This is a genomic window from Pseudomonas agronomica, from assembly GCF_025917275.1.
Lineage (GTDB): Bacteria > Pseudomonadota > Gammaproteobacteria > Pseudomonadales > Pseudomonadaceae > Aquipseudomonas > Aquipseudomonas agronomica.
This window is the reverse complement of the sequence record NZ_JAOSHO010000525.1, coordinates 1-3,332: the sequence shown is the minus strand read 5'-3', so window position 1 is coordinate 3,332 and position 3,332 is coordinate 1. Positions and strand designations below refer to the sequence as shown.

The 3,332-nt window shown below is 60.6% G+C and carries 4 protein-coding genes; 1 reads left to right on the top strand and 3 read right to left on the bottom strand.

Features of this window, described 5'->3' with window-relative positions:
- The 3 genes from OC610_RS23860 to OC610_RS23850 form a co-directional block, all read right to left on the bottom strand.
- The coding region (locus OC610_RS23860) for a hypothetical protein (RefSeq protein ID WP_264431353.1) at positions 1-132 on the bottom strand (132 nt) is incomplete at its 3' end.
- A gap of 81 nt (positions 133-213) precedes the next feature.
- Entirely contained in the window at positions 214-1,362 is a 1,149-nt protein-coding gene (locus tag OC610_RS23855; protein ID WP_264431351.1) for a TDT family transporter, read from the bottom strand.
- Between the two features lie 103 nt (positions 1,363-1,465).
- On the bottom strand, positions 1,466-2,659 hold the full coding sequence (locus OC610_RS23850; RefSeq protein ID WP_264431349.1) for an MFS transporter: 1,194 nt from the start codon (positions 2,657-2,659) through the stop codon (positions 1,466-1,468).
- Between the two features lie 103 nt (positions 2,660-2,762).
- Here OC610_RS23850 and OC610_RS23845 point away from each other — a divergent pair, with 103 nt between their 5' ends.
- Positions 2,763-3,302: a TetR/AcrR family transcriptional regulator gene (locus tag OC610_RS23845; protein WP_030142373.1), complete on the top strand. Its 540-nt coding sequence runs from the start codon at positions 2,763-2,765 to the stop codon at positions 3,300-3,302.
- Positions 3,303-3,332: the final 30 nt, after the last annotated feature.

Genomic DNA, 3,332 nt, shown 5'->3' with positions numbered 1-3,332 from the left:
CAGTTTGTAGAGGATGGCGAGAATCAGCGACTGCTTGAAAATGTTGTCGTTGAACGCGCCAAGGGACTGCGTAATGAAGAACGGCAGGAAGCGCCGCGTGCGAAGCAAATTGAACTGCGAAGGGTGACTCATCTTCCATGTTCCTGAGTGGCGTGGACGCTTATTGGAATGACGCTTTTTCGATCCAGGCCACACATTACCTGTCTTTGCCGATTATTTCGCCAGCGCCGCAATGCAGGGCGACACAAACAACTCACCATGCCAGGCGCCGACCAGCGTGCGCCAGCCAACGATCAGCCACATCACCACCAGCAGCGCCACCAGCCCACAGCCGAACACACTGAAAAACGCCAGGCCCAGCAGACTCGCCAGCTTCAGGGTCGTCAGCGCGTACACGCCCAAGGGAAAGGTGAAGCCCCACCAACCAAGGTTGAACGGGATGCCTTCACGCAAATAGCGCGCGGTGATCAACAGCGCCATCAACATCCACCAGAAACCGAAGCCCCACAGGGTGATGCCGGCGACCAATCCCAGGCCTGACGCGACCTCGCCCACGCCCGGCAGGCCATTGGCGGCGAAAATCATCGGCGCATCACCGCCCAGCAACAACATGCCCAGGGCGCCGGTACCGACCGGGCCAAGGGCCAGCCAGCTCGAAGCGGCCATGTTTTCGTGAGGCAGTTTATGCAGGGCCATGCGCAACAGCAGGATCGTCAGAATGCTGAATGCCACCGGTAGGGAAAATGCCCAGAGTATGTAGCTGATAACCAATATCACCAGTTGCGAATGGGCGTTCACAAGGTGCGGCGCCAGCAGCCCACCGCTGGCGGCGGCGACCTCTGCGGCCACCACGGGCAACAGCCACACGGCGGTCATCTGGTCGATGCGGTGTTCCTGGCGGGTAAACATCAGGTACGGAATCAACACGCCACAGGCCAATGAAATCGCCACGTCGATCCACCACAACACCTCGATCAGCGACAGCACGCCCTCCCCCCAGCGCGGGACGCCGAACAGCAGGAAACCGTTGATGATGGTTGCCAGCCCCATCGGAATCGTGCCGAAAAACATCGACACGGTTGAGTGTCCGAAGATCCGCCGGGCCTCATCAAAGAAGAGCACCCAGCGAGCGGTGTAGAGCCCGGCAAACACAATGAACAGCAAAATGTTGAGCAACCACAGCCCTTCAGCCACCCGATGCAAGCCCGGGGTCGCCTCGGGCAACTGCGCCAAGGCCAGCGCCAGCACACCGGTGCCCATGGTGGCGGCGAACCAATTCGGGGTGAATTGCCGAACGACTTCCAGCGGACTCGGCAGATGGCTCAGGGGGCGCAGGCGATATCTTTCAGCACGGCACGTCATGGTCACTTCTCTCCTCGGATAAGGTGACGCCATGCTAGAACCTGAAAGAATATCTATATAACGGGTAATTTCTCTATATCTAATCTGTTTTACAAATATACGATCAAGAACGAAGCCCGTCAGCCAACGGTTTGGCAGTTTGGCGCAGCAAGCCTGCCAGCGCGCCGACGGCCATTAAGATCAGCACTGCACCGAAACCATTGGTGGTCGGAATCAACCCGTAGATACGGGTCAGGTTTCCCGCCAGCAACGATGGCAAGCTGAAAGCCAAGTAACTGAGCACATAGAACGCCGACATCAACCCCGCCCGTTCGTGGGGCAAGGCCAGCGGCATGATGCTGCGCAGCGCGCCGAGGAATCCCGAACCGAAACCGCTGCCGGTAATCAGCGTGCCGATGAAGAACAAGGGCAGGCTGGCCGTGTGCACGGCGATCAGCACCAGGGCCAGGCCAAGTACCAGCAGGCTTGCGCCAAGCCGCAGCATCATGTCCGCCGCGCGGTTACGCAGGGCATAGATCGACAACGCCCCCGTGAGCGTCAACACGGCCACCAGCGCACCGCCGATCAGGTTCGACGTCGACCCGGTCGCGGCCCGAACCAAAGACGGCGCCAGGGACAGATAGAATCCACCGACCGCCCAGGCCGCCAAGTCCAAGGGCAATATCAGCCACAACGCGCGCCGCGCCTGGACCGGCACATGTAAGGTCGGGCGCAGCGATCGCCAGGCTCCGGGTTGTGGGCTGACACTTTCCGCCAGGCGCCAGAGATAAATGGCCTGGAGGGCGAACAACGCCAAAAGAATCCAGTAGGTCAGTTGCAACGGCATTGGTGCGAATTCTGCCAACAAGCCACACCCCATCGCGCCACACGCCATGCCCAGCAGCGGCGCCACGCTGGTGATCAGCGGGCCTTGCTGGCGATCGAAATCCAGCAGCGCGGCGCCCAAGACACTGGTGGCCATGCCGGTGGCGAAGCCTTGGATCAACCGGGCGCCGATCAACCAGGCGACACTCTCGGCATTGATAAACAGCAGCATCGCCAGCATGTTGAGCAGCAGCGCCGCGAAGATTACCGGTCTGCGACCGAGATAGTCAGACAACGAGCCGACGACCAGCAGTGCCGCCAACAGACTGAACGCGTACACGCCGAAAATCAGTGTCAGGATCGCCGGGGAGAACTGCATGTGCTCTTGGTAGAGGTGGTACAACGGCGTCGGCGCGCTGGACGCCGCCAGAAAACCGAGCAAGGTGATCGCCAGAAATATCAGGCTGACGCGGGTCGAAGCTGGACGAGACATGGGCACGCTCCACAAGGACATTCTTAAAAGCTAATTTTTTGCTTTTGCCGAGTGTGCTACCGGTGTGTGCTTAAAGCAAATTCTTTGTGTTAAGGTCCGACACATGGCTATCAAAGAAGGTTTACGCCCCGGCGGCAGAAGCGCCCGGGTCCAAGAGTCGATTCATTCGGCGGTGCGCGCCCTGCTCCAGGAGCAGGATCGCGCCACCCTCACCGTGCCGCAGATCGCTGCACGCGCGGGGGTGACGCCGTCCACCATTTATCGGCGCTGGGGCGATCTGCCGGCGCTGCTGGCCGACGTTGCCATCGAGCGCATGCGCCCTGACGGCGAACCAGCCAACACCGGCAGCCTGCGCGGCGACCTGCGCGCCTGGGCCGAGCAATACCTGGACGAAATGACTTCCGAGCCCGGCCGCAACATGATGCGCGACATCCAGGCCTGCGCCACACCGGGGTATTGCGTGGGCATTATCAGCGGCCAGTTGCAGATCATCCTGGACCGTTATCCCGATGAGCCGAATCCCGGGATCGAGCGGTTGGTGAACGTGATCGTCGCACCGACAGTGTTTCGCATCCTCTTCGCCACGGCGCCGCTGGAGGTCGAGGAGTTGTATCGGTTGGTGGATATGGCGTTGGATCAGTGAAAATGCCATCGCGAGCAAGCTCGCTCCCAC

What these genes read in the sequence shown, in the direction of transcription:
- OC610_RS23855 (WP_264431351.1), bottom strand. Translation starts at nt 1,362, where the DNA reads ATGACGTGCCGTGCTGAAAGATATCGCCTGCGCCCCCTGAGCCATCTG.
- OC610_RS23850 (WP_264431349.1), bottom strand. Translation starts at nt 2,659, where the DNA reads ATGTCTCGTCCAGCTTCGACCCGCGTCAGCCTGATATTTCTGGCGATC.
- OC610_RS23845 (WP_030142373.1), top strand. Translation starts at nt 2,763, where the DNA reads ATGGCTATCAAAGAAGGTTTACGCCCCGGCGGCAGAAGCGCCCGGGTC.